Genomic DNA, 19,450 nt, shown 5'->3' on the forward strand with positions numbered 1-19,450 from the left:
AAATTCGGCGAATCCAAATTCGCCGAGTTTGATCGAGCATGAAGGCGCGTCCACAATCGTTATTCATGCCGACGAAGCCCTCCTGCCGCATAAGTGCGGCTCGAGGCTATCCGGAGATTCCGCGCCGCTGCGGATACTTCATCAATTCCTGGCGACGGCCGGCTCTGCGGCGAACAGATCGAAGTGGCGGTTCACGCCTGCCTGAACCAGATCGCCGTTGAACCGGGTGGACGTCGAGGCGTTGTAATTGAAGGCGCCGCTGCTCGGCGCCGCAAAGCCGGAGGCGCGCGCATTGCCGAGGTCATAATGCAGGTAATCGACCTTGGCGCTCCAGTTGGGCAAAAACATCCACTCCACGCCGCCGCCGGCCGACCATCCAACCAGCGTGTCCTGGAACACGGGATTGACCTGCGTCTGACTCGTGCCGCCGACGCGTCGGGTGAAAATCGCCGTATTGGAAACGACGCCGCCATAGGCCATGCCGCCGGTTCCATAGACGACCAGCGTCGGCGTCGCGAGATAGCCGAGGCGGCCCCGGACCGTGCCGAGATAGTTCAGCGTCGCCGTGCGCTGCTCATAGGTCAGGAACGTATCGCCGCCGCCATTGGCCGACGTGAGCTGCCATTTCGTGTCCGTGTTTCCCGAGACGCCGTGGAGATCGGTCTCGACGCCGGCGAGGAAATTGCCCGAAAAATTCCAGTTCGCGCCGAGCTGCAGACCGCCGATGAAGCCGGCGAGATGGTTGCCCGTATCGATCGGCGCCGCGCTGAAAGCGACAGGCAAGCTCGCCGGCGCCGGGCCGACGCCCACAACCTGCACGTTCGACGCAGGGCTGGACCATGCGCCGCCGCCATTGAGACCGACATAGACGTCCGTCCAGCTGGGACGCGGCGCGGGCGGCGCATCCGGCGCCATGCTGGCGAAGAAATCGGAACCCGGCGGTTTGGCGATGGGCTGTCCGTCGCCGAAGCCGTTCGCCGAGACTTCCAGATAGAAGAAATCGGTGGGCCGCGCGGTCAGGCCGTTCGTCGATCCGGTCTGTCCGAGCGCGGATTGCCCGGGCCAGGCGACCGGCGGCCATTGCAGCGACGTCGGCGGCGCGAAACTCGAGGTGAAGGAGCCCGGCCAGAAACGCGCATAGCTGGCGGTGAGATTGATGAACTGATTCAACTTGTGACGGATACGGATGTCATATTCTGTCCCCATGAAATCACCCCTGTTGCCGAGGGGGGCGTATAAATTGGCGCGATCCCACGCAGCCGCCGTGCTCGCCAGCCAATAGGCGCTGAAGGCCGTGTCGATCTGCGTATTTTTGGCCGGTTCGAACTCCAGCCGCGCCTTGACGTTCTTCGCGTTGTTCCAGCCGAGATAATCATTGCGCGAAAATGGCTGATTGAAGCCATAGAAGGGATCGAAGTTCTGGTTGACGCTGTCATACGGACTTTTGTTCCCGGTGCCGTAGACATAGACGGCGCTCACGCGCGGCTTCCACGGATGGTCCGAGAACGTGTAACCCGCCTCAAAACCATAGCCGATGGCGTCATGCTGGAGTGTCGTCTGAATGGCGTTTCTGCGCGTCCCGAGATCGCGGAATTCTCCAACTTCGCCCATTTGCTTGTTGATGTCGAAGTCATAGTCGAAGTTGCCGAGCACGCCATAAACGCGTAGACCCGGCGCATAGGTGTCGCGATGAACCTTGAGTCCGCTGGAGACGTTCAGCGGGTCGCCATATTGCTTGCGGCCGATGAAGTAGGGCTGAACGGTCGCATATTCCGACCAGCGGCGAATGCTGAGAACGCTGCCATATATCCAGTTCTGCCAGTCGGGGCGGTCGAACCAGTACGGATAGCGCACCACCGGGCGCATCAGGAAACTGTCGAGATCCCAGTCATTGTCCCTCTTGCCGACCTTGATGCGGAAGCCTTCGAAGTTATTGGTGGTGTTGCGGAACTCATTTTCCGCGATCAGGCGCCTGTCGAGCAGTTCAAGGTGAAATCGACCGGCGCGCAGGATAAGGGGACGATCATTGCCGCGATCATCTTTCCCAAACGCGTCCTTGAAATACAGCTCTCCATAAGCCGAGATCAGTTCTGACTGATTGATTTCCTGTCCCTGCAATTCATAAATACTGTTGAAAGCGCGCGAATCCTGGAACTCCACGACGAAACGCAATGGATCGAGTATGTTCTTGACGCCAAGGTAGGCGCGCGTGCGTTCAAGCCACAGCGAGTTGGGGAAATTTCGTCTTTGCAGGATGGGCAGGTTGCCGCTCGTGTCGGTCCACGGGCGATAGTCGTTTGTCCGATATTCGAAGCGAACGCGCGAATCGAGGCCGACGTCCAGCCAGTCGATCCCCTCGAATTGCTTGTATGTCTTGCCAAGCTCCCGAACATAGGGCGGCACATCAGGCTGCGGCTCCAACCGATAGCCGCGGGTTGGAACATAATAGCTTTTCTTTCCCGCTTTTTCGGTCGACCCTGACGCAGCGCCTTTCGCCTCAGCGCCCAACATTTTCTTTTTGGCGGTCGCCGTCTCCGTATAGCTGTCGGCGCTATTGTCACCGGCCCCAGCCGGGACCGGCGCAATGACCAAAAAACCGCCGAGCGCGCCTAGCGCGATAACGCCCAGCGTCCCTTCTTTTTCCGCCCGCGCCATCGCCCATGGCTCCATTCCTGCTTAGCGTCCCGGCTCACAGCGGTTGCGCTATGCCGAGTCGCTATATAGGTCTCTTACATAGCGATTATCTGCTGTGCGATCCCAAGTTCAAGCGCAAATTTTGAACAGCAGAATCCAATATCTGGCCTGTTGCAAATATGTTTCGCTCACGGGAGCGTCGCGGGCAATGTCGCCGCGAGAACGACGACAGAGCGGACGCCTTGCTCGCAGGGCGCAGCGGGGGGCTACTGCCGTCGCGAGGGAGCAGACTCCTATGCTGCAATCCTTCTGTGGAGCGTGGCGGAATCGCCAATGCAGCTGAAGGCGATCTGCTTCAATCACAAGACCGCCTGCGACGCCGTAGCTTTCATCAACAATTGCCGCCCAGCCCGCCGTTCGTGACCAAGCCGGGCGGACGCTGCCGCGCGAGAACTACGACCCCTGCAGCGGCGCTGGATGGCAAAACATCTCGCCGCGCTCAGGGAGCCCGCGTCTGAAGAAACCGACGATCTGCACCCTCCAGGACGAGGGCCGTCAGGACGGAGGTGGCGAAGGCGCCCGTATCGACATTGATTCGGTTGGCTTGCTCGTCAGGCGCATCGACCGGAGTATGGCCATGAACGACAACCTTGTCGAATTGTCCGCGAAAGCGAAGAAATTCTTCGCGAATCCAAAGGAGGTCATCCGCATTTTGCAAGTGAACAGGGACGCCCGGGCGAACCCCGGCGTGCACGAAGAAATAATCCCCGTGAGTTGCGAATAAGTCCGTCCCCTCCAGAAAGCGGCGGTGTGTCTCCGGCATCAGCTCCAGCAGTTTCTTGCGCGCCGCGTCATACCCCCGCCCCCGCATCGCTTCGCTCACATCAACCCCATAGGAGTGCAGCGTCTCGAGCCCGCCGAATTTCCTCCAGCTCTCCAGCACCGACTCATCTTCCAGAAATTTCAGCAGTATTTCCTCATGATTACCACGCAATGCGTGAAATGGCGTCGGAAACTCGCCTCTGTTCAGGCGATCGATGACGCCCGCGCTTTCCCTGCCGCGATCAATATAGTCGCCGACGAATATTGTCAGGACGTCCGCGGGCGCATCGTCGAGATCGGCCGCGATCTGCTTCGAAAGATCATCGAGCAGATCCAGACGGCCGTGCACATCGCCAATGACATAAAGGCGCAGCCCGGCCTCAATCGAGGCAGACGCCTTCGGGGCCGGCTTCAGGAATTGCTTCAGTCGCGAAAGCGCCATTGGTCTGGCCCAAACTTCAAGGCCCGAGCGCAAAGGCGCGCTGCCGGGCCAAGTCCAAAAACGAAACCGGATTACCATATTATGTCGCCGACTTTCCACAGCCGCGATCACGGCGCCATATTTTTGCCTGAATTTGAAAACATCTGTTTACAGACAACACTACTTTCTTTCTTAATCGCGATCTAGAACAAAAGGGCTCGGCATGCGAATTTCTGCGCCCACATCAAGAACAAAACTCAGGCTAAAACTTAATTCTTACGATGCTTTTTTGGCCGTCTGCGCACCCTTTGTCGCGCTTGCGTTACGAGACCCTGCCCTCCTCGACCCCAGCGGCTTCCCTGCGCACGTCCCCGAAACCTATGTATACGCCTTCGTATCAATTCTTTGCGCTTTCGCCTCTTTTCTCTTTTTCCGGCTCAGCGACAGCATGAGCCGGTTCTTTTCCATTCATGACGCTTTCGCTATTTGCGGCGCCGTCGCCTGCACCGTCGCCGCGAGCAGCTCCACGCTCTTCGTGTTCACGCGCCTCGATGGCGTTCCTCGCTCGACGCCGCTGATCTTCGGCCTCGTTTTGGGTTGCGGCCTGATTTCAACGCGAATTGCAGCAAGAGCGCTGTATAGGGAGTTCAAGTCACCCCGGGACATGACGAACGCCCCCACGACCCCGGCGTCGCCGGATCTCCGCCGCATAATCCTCATCGGCGTCGACCGTTTCGCAGCCGTCGCGATCAAACTGACGGAATACCAGAAGCCGCGAACGACTCAGGTCATCGCAGCGCTGGATCAGCGCACCTCCAACGTGGGAAGAAAAATCAGCGGGATCAAAATCGTCGGCCTTGCCGACGATCTGGAAGCCGTCATCAAGGAATATGCCGTGCATGGCGTCGATATTCACGAAGTCTGGCTCTCCGACGACGCTCCGCTTCCTCTCGACGTCATCGACCGCATCGGCGCGCGATGCGCTTCTCTCGGCCTTCCCTTCCAGCGTCTCTCCGAGGCATTCAATCTCGCTCCGCTATGCGCCCAGCCGCCTTCGACGCTCGCCGGCGACGAACAATTCAATGGATATATGGAATTTAAAAGATTTTTCGACGTCGTCGCCGCCGCCGGACTGCTGATTGGGCTAGCGCCGATCGCCCTCCTCGTCGCCGGCGTCACGTTTTACGACGTCGGTGCGCCGACGTTGTTCTGGCAACAGCGGGTCGGTCGAAACGGACGCAAATTCCTTCTTTACAAGTTCCGCACCTATCATGCGCCTTTCGACGGAACCGGACGTTTCATTCCTGAAGCGCAACGGCTGTCGAAGATCGGCCGCTTAATCCGCGCGTCTCGACTCGATGAAATTCCGCAGCTTTTCAATGTGCTGATTGGCGATATGTCATTGATCGGTCCGCGGCCGCTTCTCCCGCACGATCAGCCGAGCGATCCTCGATTGCGCCTCCTTGTCCGCCCCGGCGTCACTGGCTGGGCGCAGATCAACGGAGGCACGATCGTCACGCCTGAAGAAAAAGATGCGCTGGACGTGTGGTACATACGCAACGCATCCTTCTATCTCGATCTGAAGATTCTCGTGAATACGGTCTTGTTCGCGCTAACGGGTGAGAAAATAAATCAGAACGCCATCGAAGAGGCTATTTCCCTGCGTCAGCGTGAAATGGAGTATCCGCAGGCGGCGGAATAAAAAAAGGCGCGCTCGGCGGCGCGCCACGTTTTGACCCAGGAGCGACGTTCATCGATGTCGCTCTTTTGCTTTTTGAATCAACTTACGAGAACGCGGCTAGCCCCAACTTCGTTCGGCCTGTCGCCTTTCCTGAGCAGATCGTCGAAATATTCAATCGTCTTGAGCAATCCTTCGCGCAGTCCTACGGTCGGCTCCCAGCCGAGAATATCCCTGGCCCTGTCAATGTTCGGCTGACGCTGTTTCGGATCGTCGGAGGGCAACGGCTCGAATACAAGTTTCGATTTCGAACCGGTCAATTCCAGAATTAATTCGCCCAGCTCCCGGATCGTAAATTCTGTCGGATTGCCGATATTGATCGGTCCTGTGACTTCGGGGCCGGTCGCCATCATCCGCATCATCGCATCCACAAGGTCATCGACATAACAGAACGAGCGTGTCTGACTGCCGCCGCCATAAAGAGTAATGTCTCTCCCGGTCAACGCCTGTACCACAAAATTCGACACGACGCGCCCGTCATTCGGGTGCATGCGGGGTCCGTAAGTGTTGAAAATACGCACAACTTTCGCCGGCATCCTATGCTGTCGAACATAATCGAACACCAGCGTCTCAGCACAACGCTTCCCCTCGTCGTAGCAGGACCGAAAGCCGATCGGATTCACGTTGCCCCAATATTCCTCTTTCTGGGGATGGATCGTCGGATCGCCGTAAACTTCCGATGTCGACGCCTGAAGCAACTTGATTTTCAACCGCTTCGCCAACCCCAACATATTGATCGCGCCGATCACGCTGGTCTTTGTCGTCTGAACCGGATCAAACTGATAATGAATCGGCGACGCGGGGCAAGCAAGATTGTAAATCTCATCGACCTCTACATAAAGTGGAAAAGTGACATCGTGTCGCAACAGCTCGAACGAACGGTTTTCGAGGAGATGGCGGATATTTCTTCGCGTCCCGGTAAAAAAATTATCGACGCAGAGCACGTCGTGGCCGGCGTCGAGAAGGCGCTCACATAAATGGGAGCCCAGGAACCCAGCGCCTCCCGTCACAAGTATGCGCTTGTGCATATGTTCACTCCGCCATTTCACAATACGACAATCTATAAGCAGTCAAGAGCCGTTGTTGTCTAGATATTTTTCCTGCAATATAATTTGATTTACAAGTGCTCCCACAATCGTCAAGTCACTTATACGACCTTAAGTTGTATTGCTGAACCGGATTGCTCGCCGGTATTGAAGATGTTAAATCGCTGTCGAGTGTAGCGACTTTGAATTAAATCGAGGCGTCAAGTGAACATCACGATGATTGGTTCGGGTTATGTGGGTCTCGTGTCGGGCGCCTGCTTTGCGGATTTTGGTCACAAGGTGATTTGCGTCGACGCCGACGCCTCCAAGATCGATCGGCTGAAGAGGGGGGAAATTCCGATCTTCGAGCCCGGCCTCGACGAACTCGTCGCCAATAACGTCAGGCAGGGCCGCCTCTCCTTCACCACCGATCTCGAACCCGCCGTCAAGGGCGCGGACGCCATCTTCATCGCGGTGGGCACGCCCTCGCGCCGCGGCGACGGACACGCCGATCTCTCCTTCGTCTACGCCGCCGCGAAGACGATCGCCTCGGCGCTCGATGGCTTCACCGTCGTCGTCAACAAATCCACCGTGCCCGTCGGCACCGGCGACGAGGTCGAGCGCATCATCCGCGAGGTCAATCCCGCCGCCGATTTCGCCGTCGTCTCCAATCCGGAGTTCCTGCGCGAGGGCGCCGCCATCGAGGATTTCAAGCGGCCCGACCGCGTCGTGATCGGCGTGGAAGACCCGCGCGCCCGCGAGGTGATGGAGGAGATCTACCGGCCGCTGTCGCTCAACGCGCCGCCGCTGGTCTTCGTGGGCCGCCGCACCTCGGAGCTGACCAAATACGCCGCCAACGCCTTTCTCGCCACCAAGATCACCTTCATCAACGAGATCGCCGATTTGTGCGAGAAGGTCGGCGCCGACGTGCAGGAGGTCGCGCGCGGCATCGGTCTCGACAAGCGCATCGGCGCCAAATTCCTGCACGCCGGGCCGGGATATGGCGGCTCCTGCTTCCCGAAGGACACGCTGGCGCTGATCAAGACCGGGCAGGACGAAGGCTCGAGCCTGCGCATCGTCGAGACGGTGGTGGCGGTGAACGACGCCCGCAAGCGCGCCATGGCGCGCAAGATCATCATGGCGCTCGGCGGCTCCGTGCGCGGCAAGAAGATCGCGCTGCTGGGTCTGGCCTTCAAGCCCAACACCGACGACATGCGCGACGCGCCGTCGCTCGCCATCGTCGCCTCGCTGGCCGGCGACGGGGCCGAGGTGCACGCCTATGATCCCGAGAGCATGGAGCAGGCGCGCCCGCTGATGCCGGAAGTGACCTTCCACGACGACGCCTATTCGGCGCTCGAGGGCGCCGACGCGCTCGCCATCGTCACCGAATGGGACGCTTTCCGCGCGCTGGATCTCGACCGCGTAAAGAGCCTGCTGAAACAGCCGATCATCGTCGATCTGCGCAATGTCTACCGACCCGCAGACATCCGCAAGCGCGGCTTCGCCTATGTCAGCGTCGGGCGCTGACTCTTACCGCCGATGCCTGCGTCGCGTGTCATATTCGTGAATCGATTCTTCTGGCCGGATCATTCCGCGACCAGTCAACTTCTTTCGGATCTCGCCTTCCATCTCGCGCGTCGCGGCACGAATGTTTCGGTCATCACGAGCCGCGGGCTATACGACGATCCAGCCGCGGACCTCCCGCCGCTTGAAACGGTCGACGGCGTAACAGTGCACCGCGTTTGTGAACCGAGATTTGGCCGCAACACGACTTTCGGTCGGGCCGCGGATTACCTCGCGATGTATCGAACATTTGCAGTTGCCGCCCTGCGACTCGCGAACCGAGACGATTGTCTTGTTGTTAAGACCGATCCCCCGCTCATTGGCGCCGCGCTGGCGCCGATCGCGCGCGCCAAAGGAGTGCGCCTTATCAATTGGCTGCAGGATCTCTATCCCGAAGTCGCGCTCGGGCTGGGCATGACGGCGCTGGCGCCTGTGACGCCATTACTCGTCGCGGCGCGTAATGCAAGCCTTAAGATCGCAGCGAAAAATGTCGCAATCGGCGAGCGCATGCGTGACCGGGTCGGGGCCTGCGGAGTCTCCTCTGAGCGAATTGAAACGATTGCGAATTGGTGCGACGACGAAAACATCGTCCCACGGTCGGCCAAATGCAATGCTCTGCGCGCTGAATGGGGCATGACAGGGAAATTCGTCGTCGGCTATTCCGGCAACCTGGGCCGCGCCCACGAATACCATACGCTTCTCGGCGCCGCCGAGCGATTGCGGGCACAACCGGACATCATCTTTTTATTTATCGGCGGCGGCCACCTCACGAAAACACTGAAAGCGGACATCGAGCAGCGCGATCTCGCCCATATGTTTCGGTTTCAACCGTATCAGGACGTGTCACGACTGGCGTTTTCCCTTTCCGTTCCGGATGTTCACTGGATTTCCCTACGCCCCTCCATGGAGGGCCTAATTGTTCCAAGCAAATTTTATGGCGTCGCCGCCGCCGGGCGCGCAACGATCGCCGTCTGTGATCCTGACGGTGAAATCGCGCGGCTGACGGCTCGTTATGCCTGTGGGGCGACGGTCTCGCCGGGAGACTCCGTTAGCCTCGCCGACCTGATACTTGAACTGAAAGGCGACGCAAGTCGCCTGCAAGAAATGGGACACAATGCGCGCAGTATGCTTGAGGCCAACTATCGAAGACGCGAGGCATTGCAGCGGTGGGAACATTTGTTGGAGGCGACGTCGCGCCAATAGGTCGGCGCGAAATTGCGCGTGTTTCGACCCCTCCACCGCGCTGAGTAGAGCTGGTCGAACGGCGCATGGCGAGTAAAACGAAACAGCGGACTACTTTTGATCAGCGTCCAACGCCGGGTCCAACCATGATAATATCGCAGATGGCTTCGAACGGCGCAACGCCTCAAGCCATGGGAACAACAGCTGGAATATCTCGCAACTATTTGTGGCGCATCAGGTTGGAACGGTAGGATCAGACAGGCGCGGCGTCTTCGAGAGCCGGTCCAGGCGGGCCTTATCCATTCTTTTGATGGGCGCAATCCGCCGGGGAAGAGTATCCCTCCGGCGGCGGCCGCCTGGCGGTGAGCTCGGATTTCGGAATAGCTGGGTGACGGCTGGCGCGATGATCGTGTCCACTACTATTACAAGCGGGCACTATCGCCGATGTCGCGCAACGATGACGATCCGCCGGCTCTCCGTCGCAAGCGCCGATCATGGGCTCTCGATGAGAAGCGCCGGATCGTCGACGAGAGCCTCGAGGACGGCGCTTCGATCGCCGAGGTCGCACGACGCTACGACCTCAACGCCAACCAGCTCTTCACCTGGCGCCGGCAGTTCGGCCTCGATCTGGCTGCGCCGCAGGGACGCGCGCCGATCCTGCCGGTGACGATCACGCCGGACGCGACGGCGGAGTATTCCGCTCCAGGGTCGACCGGCCAGATGGAGATCGTGCTCGCCGACGGTGATCGGATCATTGTGTGGGCCGATGTCGAGACAGCCGCGCTGTCGCGGGTCGTGAAGGCGCTGCGCCGATGATCCCGTTGCCGGCGGGCTGCCGGGTCTGGATCGCGACCGGCCATACCGACATGCGGCGGGGCATGCGGGGCCTGGCGCTTCAGGTGCAGGAGCAGTTGAAGCGCGACCCTCACGCGGGCGACCTTTACATTTTCCGGGGTCGCCGCGGCGATCTCGCGAAAATCCTCTGGCACGACGGGATCGGGCTGTCGCTTTACGCCAAGCGGCTCGACCGCGGAAAGTTCATCTGGCCCTCGGCGAGCGCGGGCGCGGTGTCGATCTCGGCCGGGCAGATGGCCTATATGCTGGAAGGGATCGACTGGCGAAACCCGCAACTCACCTTCAGGCCGCAAAGCGCGGGGTGAGACGCAAAAAAGCTGGGGTCGTCTGCTGTTTGAGGCGCCACAAATCGCGGGTTTTGTGATTCACTTCGCCTCATGGACGCAGCCGCCCTTCTCGACGAAAACGCCGCGCTGAAAGCGCAGTTCGCCGTCGCGCTCGCGAAGGCGTCGGAAGACATGGCGCTGATCGCCGCGCAAAAGCTCCAGATCGCCAAATTGCAGCGCCAGATCTACGGGCAAAAGTCGGAGCGCTCGGCGCGGCTGCTCGATCAGTTGTCGCTCGAACTCGAAGAGCTGGAAGCGAGCGCGACCGAGGACGAACTCGCTGCGGAGCGCGCCGTCGCAAAGACGACCACCGTCGCCGGCTTCGAGCGCAAGCGGCCGGAGCGCAACACTTTTCCTGAGCATCTGCCGCGCGAGCGCGTGGTCGTCGAGGCGCCGACGACCTGCGCCTGCTGCGGTGGTTCGCGCCTGCGCAAGCTCGGCGAGGATGTGACGCGGACGCTGGAGACGACGCCGCGCCAGTGGAAGGTCATCGAGACCGTGCGGGAGAAGTTCACCTGCCGGGACTGCGAGAAGATCACCCAGGCGCCGGCGCCGTTCCATGTCGTTGCGCGCGGCTGGGCGGGGCCGAGCCTCTTGGCGATGATCGCCTTCGAGAAGTTTGGCCAGCATCAACCACTGAACCGTCAAGCCGAGCGCTATGCGCTCGAAGGCGCGCCGATCGCCTTGTCGACCATGGCCGACGCCGTCGGCTCCATCTGCGCCGCGCTCGATCCGCTGCGGCGTCTTGTCGAGGCGCATGTCCTCGCAGCCGAGCGGCTGCACGGGGACGACACCACGGTTCCTGTGCTGGCCAAGGGCAAGACCGACACAGGCCGCTGCTGGGTCTATGTGCGCGACGACGCGCCCTTCGGCGGCGCCGGGCCGCCGGCGGCGATGTTCTATTACTCGCGCGATCGGCGCGGCGAACATCCACAGGGCCATCTGGCGAACTGGTCCGGCATCCTGCAAGCCGACGCCAATGACGGTTACGGCAAGCTCTATCTGGCAGGGCGCGCGCCCGGCCCGATCCGCGAGGCCGCGTGCTGGGTCCATGCGAGGCGCCCGTTCTTCGCAATGGCGGACATCGACGAGAATGCGCGGCGCAAGGCTTCGGGCAAGAAGGAGATGCCGCTGTCGCCGATCGCGATCGAGGTCGTTCGTCGGATCGACGCGCTGTTTGCGATCGAGCGGTCGATCAAAGGCAAGAGCGCGGAGGAACGCCTCGTCGTTCGACAGGCGTCGAGCCGCCCGCTCGTCGACGCGCTGGAAAGCTATCTGCGCGAACAACTCGCCAAACTCTCGCGCGGGCACGATCTCGCCAAGGCGATCCATTACATGCTGAAGCGCTGGCCGGCCTTCACGCTGTTCCTCGACGATGGGCGCGTCTGCTTGTCCAACAATGCCGCCGAGCGCGGCCTGCGCGGCATCGCTTTGGGAAGAAAGTCATGGTTGTTCTGCGGATCTGATCGCGGCGGTCAACGCGCCGCGGCGATGTACAGCCTCATCGTCACGGCGAAGATGAACGGCGTCGATCCGCAGACCTGGCTCGCCGACGTCCTCGCCCGCATCGCCGCGCACCCCGCGCATCGGCTCGATGAACTGCTGCCATGGAATTGGCGGAAGGCGCATATGAGCCATGCGCAAGCTGCTTAAGCCGAACGCCGCATTCTCCGAGGCCGAAAAAGCGCGCGTCACCGCCGCCTGCGAGCTGTTGATCAATGACTTCCTGAAGCCTCGCTTCCTGCCTTCGATCCAACCGACCGAGTTCAACTATCCGGTCGATATTCTCGGCAAATGGCACGGCGCCAAATATCGCCTCATCCAACGTTACCGTTCCGGCTTCCCCGACAATCAGGGCGAAGAGTTCGATGCGCCCTTCGCTCGCCTCGATTGGATCAGCCCCGACCGCTTCGACATTCAGTGGCGTCGCCACACCGGCGAGTGGTTCCGAGTCTATCGCGGCCTAAATCTACACAAGGCCATCGAAACTCTAAAATCCGACGGACTCCTGCATCCCGTATAAATTGGCAGATCGACCCGCCAATCATCCCGCACGCAGCGCCTGCGGCCTACGCCGGACGGCTACGGGGAAGATGGCCCGATAATTACCGAAAACTCTTCATGATGACCTCCCACGACAGTGGCGCCCCCGCACCGCAACCAGGCATGCGCTAAAAGCTCGCCAGACGCATCTTTGGTCGCGCCGAGATAAAACTCAGTGTCAAAATTATATCGACGCAACCAGTTATTGGCTGCAAGCGCCTGAATCATGCAATCCGAGCGCCAGGGAACACGGCTCGCCGCAGCCGCGAGCGCCCATCCGACCCGTTCCACATCTACCGGCGACTCCGGCAGCGACAATCTCTTCTCGACTGCGGATGTACGCGGCTGAAAACCGACCAAAATCCGGTCAATAGAGACCGTCCGAAAAATGAGTCGCGCGAGGAGGAGTTCGGCGCAAGCCGTCAGAAGATAGCGACAGTCGGAGAACGAGAGGCCTGTCATGCGCCGCCATCTGTTCAATCATTACTCTCGACATCAGGAGCGCTATGCAAACAATTGACGACGCAACAGCCCCTGTTGCTAGTCCACGGCAAAACCATACCGACGCCCCAAAATCGATGTGCACAAATCAGCTGCCCGACCTCAGCGCCTTTGCTGTCTCGTGCTACCGAACCCTCCGTCACTGCCCGTGGTTTGTGAACCTTTTGTAAATTCAATGACCATTCCATATGTTCGCAGGACTGGCTGCGAATAAACAATTTTGTTGCACGGCTTATTTTCATCCGACGTAGATTGGGTCGAATCGTCTTGTTTCTCGATTTCGGGCCGGAACTCGGATTTCATGCGAAAGTGGCGCCTTCCATTAGCTGTGCGTGGAGACACGATAGAACAATATACCGAATCTTTCATTCGCCCATTACTTCTGCTCATTCATCTCGACCGCGGCATGACCAAATCGGCGCATAGAATGCCCCACAAAATCCAGTTTTCGGGACCATTCCGCGGGTTGTCAACATAACTTTCAAAAAGCTCTGCGATTCTGCGCGGTTCTATCCAATCGGCGCGTGTCGATAGAATTTTCACCAAGGCCTTTTGTCGCGGCGCGAAGAGCATTCTGAAGAGATTCGAAAAATCGGCCTTTGTAACTCGCTCGCAGATTACCGGCGGAAGAACCGTCCTTAGCGCCTCAACATGAATAAACTTGTCCCTATGACCACGCAAACGTAAACGCTCCGGAGTTGAAACTGCAAATTGCACAAACCTGTGGTCGTAAAACGGCACGCGCGTTTCAACACCAAAACTCGCGTCGAGGCGCTCACTTTGAACGCGCCCCCAGTCGTCGGGCGGATAATAAAGAGCCTCAAGCAAATACTGCTGGCTCCTGAAGCGCAAATCCGGAAAGCGCCGCATCGAAAGTCGGCTTCGACGCTCGTCGAGCTTCACGGTCATGGAGGATGACAGCCAATATTTGCTCGAGCGTGATCCTGCGCCTCCCTGTGAAACTAATGCGCGTAAGGCATTTTTTGCGGCCGGGGGAAGCAGCGGAGCCAATCCGTATCGGAACAACAACCAGACTGCTTGAAAGAAGCCTGAAGCCTTCACATCAGCCCGCAGGCATGAATTGAGTTTTCGCCAATTGTGTTGGGCCAGTTCCTCCGCATAATAGACTCGCGATCCACTCAGGAAATGATCGCCGCCGGCGCCAGACAGGACCACCCGGGCGCCTCGCGACGCAGAATGCTCATGGAGCCCCATGAGCGCGACGCCATTCGGCGCGCCAGGCATATCGAGAAAAGCTGCGGCCCGCTCGGCAAACCAGTCGATATCGTGAAATGTCGGTGATACTTCATGTATCGTTCTTCCGACATGCGCGCCTGCAGCTCGTGCGTAAGACAGTTCGTTTGCGGCGGCGTCGTCCGAGAAATCGACCGTGTATCCCTCGAGGCCCGGCGCAAGCAGTCTTCCCTGCCTTTCGAGCGAATCGGCTAGGCAAAAGAGCGCTGACGAGTCGAGACCGCCGCTCACTTCGCAAGCAAGCTCTCGATGCGAGCGACTGCGCCGTCTGACGCTCTCCGTCAGCAGATCGCGGTAATAGGCGAAATAGTCGTCGTCACTGCTGCAGGGAAGCGTCGCCCATGGATCGGGAGCCCAATACTGCCGCGGCAGCGGAGCGGAGCCGCCAACGCTCATGCAATGCGCCGCAGTCAAACGCATCACCCCGAGCCATAATGTTTCGTCTCTCGTATACCATTCGTCCGCCATCACCTCCGCAAGCATCCCTTCGTTGGGCGTTCGGGGAACCCATGGCAAGGCAAGAATTGCATGAAGATCGGAGGCGAAGACGAGCGTCTTCCCGTCCCAATGATAATGGAACGGCTTGACGCCGATGCGGTCGCGGGCGCAAAAAATCTCCCGGCGCCGCTCATCCCAGATCGCAAGGGCGAAGTCGCCGTCGATCCGGCCAAGACAGTCTGCGCCCCAAATCTCATAGGCGCGCAGCACGAGCTCGGCGTCAGATTTTCCGCGCAGCCTTGCGCCGCGCATCACAACTTCGCGCCGCAAATCCTCCCAGTTGTCGACCCGACCGTCCATGACCAGCGTCACGGCTTCATCATCGCTGGAGAGCGGTTGATTTTCGTGCAGCGAGTGAGGCGTCGTGCGCAACATGCAGTGGCCGAGCGCGATCGATCCGCGCACGAAATGATTGACGCCATCGGGGCCGCGATAAGCCATTGCGGCCGTCATCTTTTCGATCAGCTCCCGCTCGACCGGAGCGCCGTCAAATCTCACTATCCCGGCGATTCCGCTCATGCTTCCCTGGCGCCTTGCCTTGAAATCGACCGAACCGCGCCGCTCACATTGTCGAAATCACGCCGCCTTCGAGCTTCACCACGCGATCCGCCAGCGCCAGACTTGCCGGGCGGTGCGTGATGAGAATGACCGTGCGACCCGCCAGACAATCGCGCAATTCCCCTATCAACAAAGCCTCGCCTTGCGGGTCGAACATGCCTTTGTGAGAAGACGATGGCGCCAAGGCGCGACTCGCACGCCGCATCGGTCATCCCGAGCAGGTTGGCAGCCAGACGTCCGATACGAACCGCGAAATGCTGCTCGCGATCCAGGTTGAAACATTTTATCGCACGCAGGATCGCTGACAGTATCTCTCGGCTGCCGAGGAACTTATTCTGCATTGATCAGGCCGCGAGCGCTCAAGTCATCAAGCAATCGCATAACGTCGGAAACCAGGTTTGCCTGCTCCACCTCGTACTCTTCCAACAAAATCTTGCAAATTTCGCCGGAGCTTTTTCCTTCGCCAATCAACCCCCAAACCCGCGCCCCAACTGCTTCAAGACCGTAATATGTTCCACTGGCGAGATCGAGAATTACGATTTCGTCGGCGACCGCCGTCGCCGCGACGCGCGGCCCGATATTAAACCTTCTGTTCATACTCATGGGGCAGCCCTCCATGCGTCGACATGTTCGATTATTGCGGTCAATGCCCGATCGAGCTGGTCGAAGCGCCTCGGAAAATTCAGGCGGTGGCACGTCACTCGATTGGCGAGAGTCGCAGTCTGCGTAAAACGGTCGCGAAGCAGAGCTTCATCCTCTACATCCAGGATAAAGGAATGTTTCAGCCAACCAATCAAGGTCTCCGCGGCGCCGAGATGATGGATACTGATGTCCTGGTCTGCGCCGTCGCCAAGAAAATAGACCGTCCGCAGGACGCGAGGCCGATCACAGTACGCCACCCTCCCGCCCGCGGCAATTTTGGTTTTGAGAGCGAGAGAGGATGAAACGGAAACGTCCTTACCGGAGCCCATCAACGCCCGCTCGCTGTCCTTGCACAGTCGAACGGACGGATGGCTCGGGATGGCGAGGTAAATCGGACCTTGCGGCTCCAGCACCAGCGCGTCGTCAGTCAGAAAGGGTATCCCCTTCAGCGCGAAACCGGCGGCTAGCGTCGATTTACCGCTGCGGGATTGACCGACGAAGCCCACCGCCTCGCCCGCAATCTCGACAGCGCTGGCGTGAAACACCAGGTTTCCGAGCTTTCCAAGCAGCATCGGAAGAACCTGATTGAGATAAAGATGCTCCACTATTGCTTTTCTGGCGCCGGGCGCAGGGAGGCACCAAACAATTGGCGCATCTTTCAGCGAGATGTGGAAATCCGCGTGATCAGGAAAACGGAGGAGGTACCCGGCGGGCGTGCGAAAGAAGAGAGTGCTGGGAGTCCCGTCAGGAAAAACCGCGACGTGGAACGGCCGCGGCGTCACCGGCGACTGCCGTCGAGGAGCGCCCTGCTTAAGCTCGACAAACATCGCCAGCACTCACTGAACTAGCGAAGCAAGGTATATTTTCGTTCCTCACTCTGTGCCGCCGCGTCATTTTGATTTTGATCTGCTTTCAGCGGTTGTTGGTACGCCACAAATCTTTTCGGGCTGGCCTACATCAAATTGCCAGATCCCGAGAGATTCGTAATCCACGACTTTGCGACCAATCGAAGATATCGATACCGCCTGTGGCGCCACCGTCTCGACCTCATCCACCATGACGCCAAACTGACGCCCATATCCATATTGTTGCTGAAACTCCGGTCGGTAGTCGAAAAGATAGACGCCAATGCCGAGCGGATGCTTGCCGATACGCATTATGTGTTCCTTGGCCCCGCGCTCAGACAACCTCCGACGCCGTCGCGAATTGCCGAATCCAAAATCTATGCCTGTCGACCTAGAACCTTTGGTGAATTCAATCACTGAGCCATAGACCCGCAGGATTGGCGCCGAATACGCCTTCTTCTTCCCGGCTCCGCAAACCGCCGCGTTCGTTTCTTCGGCGATGATTTTGCCGGGACCAAGGGGTGGTCGATCTGACGTCACCGACGGCGCCTCTTGTTTTGACGGAGTAAAACCGGGTCAAGACTGCCCCATTTGCCCGCCTTCAAGCATAAATGCTCAAGGACGCAGCTATATCGCCTCATCCGAACGCCAATCGAATCGCGACATGACCATATGTATACATAAAACACTCCACAAAGCCCAGCTTTCCGGGATCTGCCCCGGATGCGGCGCATCACTCGGCAGGAGTTCCTCCATCGCCTTCGAATCCAGCCATTCCGGTCGCGCGCTCGGGACCACCTTGGAGACAAGTCCCCGGTGCGAAAGAAGGAAACGATGGAAGATGTCGCCGAAATCGGCCTTGGTCGTTCTGGCGGTCAGCGTTGGCGGAAGGATGCCGCGCAGGGACTCGGTGTGAATGAATTTGTCTCGATTCCCGCGTAGCCGCAATCGCTCTGGCGTCGAAAGAGCGAATTGCACCAATTCATGCGCGTAGAAAGGGGCTCTGGTTTCGATCCCGACACTCGCGTCGAGACGTTCACTTTGAACGCGACCCCAGTCGTCAGGAGGATAGTATAATGCTTCCAAAATCGATCGCTGACTCTTTCGGCGCAAGCTTTCTTCGGGAATATTCCAGGCGCGCATGCGGCGCTCGTCGAGCTTCGCACGCATGCGAGGCGTCAACCAGGATGCGGCCTTTTCGGATCGTCCCATCACAGATGTGATGAGCGTGCGTAACACTGCTTTCGCCCTTTGTGGCAGCAATGGCGCCATCCCATTGCTGATCAACCACGATATGGCGCGGACGCCGCCCGCCGCATGAACATCGGCTATGAAGCAATTGATCAGATTACGCCAATTGCGTTGTTCAAATTCTTCAAAATAGTAGACTCGCGATCCACTCAGGAAATGATCGCCGCCGGCGCCAGACAGGACCACCCGGGCGCCTCGCGACGCAGAATGCTCATGGAGCCCCATGAGCGCGACGCCATTCGGCGCGCCAGGCATATCGAGAAAAGCTGCGGCCCGCTCGGCAAACCAGTCGATATCGTGAAATGTCGGTGATACTTCATGTATCGTTCTTCCGACATGCGCGCCTGCAGCTCGTGCGTAAGACAGTTCGTTTGCGGCGGCGTCGTCCGAGAAATCGACCGTGTATCCCTCGAGGCCCGGCGCAAGCAGTCTTCCCTGCCTTTCGAGCGAATCGGCTAGGCAAAAGAGCGCTGACGAGTCGAGACCGCCGCTCACTTCGCAAGCAAGCTCTCGATGCGAGCGACTGCGCCGTCTGACGCTCTCCGTCAGCAGATCGCGGTAATAGGCGAAATAGTCGTCGTCACTGCTGCAGGGAAGCGTCGCCCATGGATCGGGAGCCCAATACTGCCGCGGCAGCGGAGCGGAGCCGCCAACGCTCATGCAATGCGCCGCAGTCAAACGCATCACCCCGAGCCATAATGTTTCGTCTCTCGTATACCATTCGTCCGCCATCACCTCCGCCAGCATCCCTTCGTTGGGCGTTCGGGGAACCCATGGCAAGGCAAGAATTGCATGAAGATCGGAGGCGAAGACGAGCGTCTTCCCGTCCCAATGATAATGGAACGGCTTGACGCCGATGCGGTCGCGGGCGCAAAAAATCTCCCGGCGCCGCTCATCCCAGATCGCAAGGGCGAAGTCGCCGTCGATCCGGCCAAGACAGTCTGCGCCCCAAATCTCATAGGCGCGCAGCACGAGCTCGGCGTCAGATTTTCCGCGCAGCCTTGCGCCGCGCATCACAACTTCGCGCCGCAAATCCTCCCAGTTGTCGACCCGACCGTCCATGACCAGCGTCACGGCTTCATCATCGCTGGAGAGCGGTTGATTTTCGTGCAGCGAGTGAGGCGTCGTGCGCAACATGCAGTGGCCGAGCGCGATCGAGCCGCGCACGAAATGATTGACGCCATCGGGGCCGCGATAAGCCATTGCGGCCGTCATTTTTTCGATCAGCCCCCGCTCGACCGGAGCGCCGTCAAATCTCACTATCCCGGCGATTCCGCTCATGCTTCCCTGGC

General features: G+C 59.4%; 17 protein-coding genes. 7 read left to right on the plus strand and 10 right to left on the minus strand.

Going from position 1 to position 19,450, the window contains the following annotated elements; genetic code table 11:
* Nucleotides 1–141: 141 nt before the first annotated feature.
* Together LG047_RS03680 and LG047_RS03685 are read right to left on the minus strand one after the other, a co-directional pair.
* Nucleotides 142–2,655: an alginate export family protein gene (locus LG047_RS03680; protein WP_227965476.1), complete on the minus strand. Its 2,514-nt coding sequence runs from the start codon at nucleotides 2,653–2,655 to the stop codon at nucleotides 142–144.
* Nucleotides 2,656–3,133: 478 nt separating this feature from the next.
* Nucleotides 3,134–3,898 carry a metallophosphoesterase gene (locus LG047_RS03685; protein ID WP_227965479.1) on the minus strand — a complete coding sequence of 255 codons (765 nt, stop codon included), beginning with the start codon at nucleotides 3,896–3,898 and terminating at the stop codon, nucleotides 3,134–3,136.
* A gap of 427 nt (nucleotides 3,899–4,325) precedes the next feature.
* On the opposite strand from LG047_RS03685, the gene LG047_RS03690 reads away from it, so the two are divergent.
* Complete coding sequence (locus tag LG047_RS03690) at nucleotides 4,326–5,579, plus strand: sugar transferase (protein ID WP_227965480.1); 1,254 nt, start codon at nucleotides 4,326–4,328, stop codon at nucleotides 5,577–5,579.
* Between the two features lie 77 nt (nucleotides 5,580–5,656).
* Here the strand turns inward: LG047_RS03690 and LG047_RS03695 are convergent, their stop codons facing one another.
* Nucleotides 5,657–6,643, minus strand: a complete 987-nt coding sequence (locus LG047_RS03695; protein WP_227965482.1) for a UDP-glucuronic acid decarboxylase family protein — start codon at nucleotides 6,641–6,643, stop codon at nucleotides 5,657–5,659.
* Between the two features lie 222 nt (nucleotides 6,644–6,865).
* Between LG047_RS03695 and LG047_RS03700 the strand changes: the two genes are divergently transcribed.
* The 6 genes from LG047_RS03700 to LG047_RS03725 all read left to right on the plus strand — a co-directional run bounded on the left by LG047_RS03700 (nucleotide 6,866) and on the right by LG047_RS03725 (nucleotide 12,589).
* On the plus strand, nucleotides 6,866–8,167 hold the full coding sequence (locus tag LG047_RS03700) for a UDP-glucose/GDP-mannose dehydrogenase family protein (protein WP_227965484.1): 1,302 nt from the start codon (nucleotides 6,866–6,868) through the stop codon (nucleotides 8,165–8,167).
* Nucleotides 8,168–8,179: 12 nt separating this feature from the next.
* Nucleotides 8,180–9,406: a glycosyltransferase family 4 protein gene (locus tag LG047_RS03705; RefSeq protein WP_227965486.1), complete on the plus strand. Its 1,227-nt coding sequence runs from the start codon at nucleotides 8,180–8,182 to the stop codon at nucleotides 9,404–9,406.
* A 423-nt stretch (nucleotides 9,407–9,829) separates the two neighbouring features.
* Nucleotides 9,830–10,201, plus strand: coding sequence for a transposase (locus tag LG047_RS03710; protein WP_051134341.1), 372 nt, complete (start codon nucleotides 9,830–9,832; stop codon nucleotides 10,199–10,201).
* The gene (gene tnpB, locus LG047_RS03715) at nucleotides 10,198–10,545 is read left to right on the plus strand and encodes an IS66 family insertion sequence element accessory protein TnpB (RefSeq protein WP_227964450.1); all 348 of its coding nucleotides are present in this window, start codon (nucleotides 10,198–10,200) and stop codon (nucleotides 10,543–10,545) included. Before LG047_RS03710 ends, tnpB begins: the two co-directional genes overlap by 4 nt.
* 72 nt (nucleotides 10,546–10,617) lie before the next feature.
* Entirely contained in the window at nucleotides 10,618–12,219 is a 1,602-nt protein-coding gene (locus LG047_RS03720) for an IS66 family transposase (protein ID WP_227965493.1), read from the plus strand.
* Entirely contained in the window at nucleotides 12,203–12,589 is a 387-nt protein-coding gene (locus tag LG047_RS03725) for a hypothetical protein (protein ID WP_227964445.1), read from the plus strand. Before LG047_RS03720 ends, LG047_RS03725 begins: the two co-directional genes overlap by 17 nt.
* A gap of 59 nt (nucleotides 12,590–12,648) precedes the next feature.
* Here LG047_RS03725 and LG047_RS03730 read toward each other — a convergent pair whose 3' ends face one another.
* The 7 genes from LG047_RS03730 to asnB (LG047_RS03760) all read right to left on the minus strand — a co-directional run bounded on the left by LG047_RS03730 (nucleotide 12,649) and on the right by asnB (LG047_RS03760) (nucleotide 19,439).
* Nucleotides 12,649–13,071, minus strand: a complete 423-nt coding sequence (locus tag LG047_RS03730; RefSeq protein WP_227965501.1) for a lasso peptide biosynthesis B2 protein — start codon at nucleotides 13,069–13,071, stop codon at nucleotides 12,649–12,651.
* A 429-nt stretch (nucleotides 13,072–13,500) separates the two neighbouring features.
* The gene (gene asnB, locus LG047_RS03735; protein WP_227965503.1) at nucleotides 13,501–15,381 is read right to left on the minus strand and encodes an asparagine synthase (glutamine-hydrolyzing); all 1,881 of its coding nucleotides are present in this window, start codon (nucleotides 15,379–15,381) and stop codon (nucleotides 13,501–13,503) included.
* Between the two features lie 43 nt (nucleotides 15,382–15,424).
* Nucleotides 15,425–15,577, minus strand: a complete 153-nt coding sequence (locus tag LG047_RS03740; RefSeq protein WP_227965504.1) for a hypothetical protein — start codon at nucleotides 15,575–15,577, stop codon at nucleotides 15,425–15,427.
* Between the two features lie 173 nt (nucleotides 15,578–15,750).
* Nucleotides 15,751–16,023, minus strand: coding sequence for a PqqD family protein (locus tag LG047_RS03745; protein ID WP_227965505.1), 273 nt, complete (start codon nucleotides 16,021–16,023; stop codon nucleotides 15,751–15,753).
* Entirely contained in the window at nucleotides 16,020–16,889 is an 870-nt protein-coding gene (locus LG047_RS03750) for a hypothetical protein (RefSeq protein WP_227965506.1), read from the minus strand. The genes LG047_RS03745 and LG047_RS03750 overlap by 4 nt, the downstream gene beginning before the upstream one ends.
* Nucleotides 16,890–16,952: 63 nt before the next feature.
* Nucleotides 16,953–17,219, minus strand: a complete 267-nt coding sequence (locus tag LG047_RS03755; protein WP_227965507.1) for a hypothetical protein — start codon at nucleotides 17,217–17,219, stop codon at nucleotides 16,953–16,955.
* Nucleotides 17,220–17,534: 315 nt separating this feature from the next.
* Nucleotides 17,535–19,439 carry an asparagine synthase (glutamine-hydrolyzing) gene (gene asnB, locus LG047_RS03760; protein ID WP_227965508.1) on the minus strand — a complete coding sequence of 635 codons (1,905 nt, stop codon included), beginning with the start codon at nucleotides 19,437–19,439 and terminating at the stop codon, nucleotides 17,535–17,537.
* Between the last annotated feature and the right edge of the window lie 11 nt (nucleotides 19,440–19,450).

The organism is Methylocystis sp. WRRC1, assembly GCF_020733155.1.
Classification (GTDB): Bacteria; Pseudomonadota; Alphaproteobacteria; order Rhizobiales; family Beijerinckiaceae; genus Methylocystis.

What these genes read in the sequence shown, in the direction of transcription:
- LG047_RS03730 (WP_227965501.1), bottom strand. Translation starts at nt 13,071, where the DNA reads ATGACAGGCCTCTCGTTCTCCGACTGTCGCTATCTTCTGACGGCTTGC.
- asnB (WP_227965508.1), bottom strand. Translation starts at nt 19,439, where the DNA reads ATGAGCGGAATCGCCGGGATAGTGAGATTTGACGGCGCTCCGGTCGAG.
- LG047_RS03685 (WP_227965479.1), bottom strand. Translation starts at nt 3,898, where the DNA reads ATGGCGCTTTCGCGACTGAAGCAATTCCTGAAGCCGGCCCCGAAGGCG.
- asnB (WP_227965503.1), bottom strand. Translation starts at nt 15,381, where the DNA reads ATGAGCGGAATCGCCGGGATAGTGAGATTTGACGGCGCTCCGGTCGAG.
- LG047_RS03755 (WP_227965507.1), bottom strand. Translation starts at nt 17,219, where the DNA reads ATGCGTATCGGCAAGCATCCGCTCGGCATTGGCGTCTATCTTTTCGAC.
- LG047_RS03745 (WP_227965505.1), bottom strand. Translation starts at nt 16,023, where the DNA reads ATGAGTATGAACAGAAGGTTTAATATCGGGCCGCGCGTCGCGGCGACG.
- tnpB (WP_227964450.1), top strand. Translation starts at nt 10,198, where the DNA reads ATGATCCCGTTGCCGGCGGGCTGCCGGGTCTGGATCGCGACCGGCCAT.
- LG047_RS03750 (WP_227965506.1), bottom strand. Translation starts at nt 16,889, where the DNA reads ATGTTTGTCGAGCTTAAGCAGGGCGCTCCTCGACGGCAGTCGCCGGTG.
- LG047_RS03690 (WP_227965480.1), top strand. Translation starts at nt 4,326, where the DNA reads ATGAGCCGGTTCTTTTCCATTCATGACGCTTTCGCTATTTGCGGCGCC.
- LG047_RS03705 (WP_227965486.1), top strand. Translation starts at nt 8,180, where the DNA reads ATGCCTGCGTCGCGTGTCATATTCGTGAATCGATTCTTCTGGCCGGAT.
- LG047_RS03680 (WP_227965476.1), bottom strand. Translation starts at nt 2,655, where the DNA reads ATGGCGCGGGCGGAAAAAGAAGGGACGCTGGGCGTTATCGCGCTAGGC.
- LG047_RS03740 (WP_227965504.1), bottom strand. Translation starts at nt 15,577, where the DNA reads ATGTTCGACCCGCAAGGCGAGGCTTTGTTGATAGGGGAATTGCGCGAT.
- LG047_RS03710 (WP_051134341.1), top strand. Translation starts at nt 9,830, where the DNA reads ATGTCGCGCAACGATGACGATCCGCCGGCTCTCCGTCGCAAGCGCCGA.
- LG047_RS03695 (WP_227965482.1), bottom strand. Translation starts at nt 6,643, where the DNA reads ATGCACAAGCGCATACTTGTGACGGGAGGCGCTGGGTTCCTGGGCTCC.
- LG047_RS03725 (WP_227964445.1), top strand. Translation starts at nt 12,203, where the DNA reads ATGCGCAAGCTGCTTAAGCCGAACGCCGCATTCTCCGAGGCCGAAAAA.
- LG047_RS03720 (WP_227965493.1), top strand. Translation starts at nt 10,618, where the DNA reads ATGGACGCAGCCGCCCTTCTCGACGAAAACGCCGCGCTGAAAGCGCAG.